The organism is Winogradskyella sp. UBA3174, from assembly GCF_002364335.1.
Taxonomy (GTDB): domain Bacteria; phylum Bacteroidota; class Bacteroidia; order Flavobacteriales; family Flavobacteriaceae; genus Winogradskyella.
Genome location: NZ_DEXW01000083.1, coordinates 3,700 through 3,957, shown reverse-complemented (window position 1 = coordinate 3,957; position 258 = coordinate 3,700).

Genomic DNA, 258 nt, shown 5'->3' with positions numbered 1-258 from the left:
ATTTTGACCTTCGCTTTCAAAATTAAAAAATAGCGTCTAAAAAATGAATATTACTGCATAATTACATCCCTATTAAATGGGCGTTTATTATGAAATTCAACAGTATAATAATTAATAAACCATTGCTATTCATTATCACACATTTGGTCAATCCAACAATGACAATGCAATATTTATAGAATCGGTCGATTCTTTTTTATCAGGACGAATTTTAGAAACAACGCGAATACCATTGTATATGGTGTAAAAAAGAGTTGC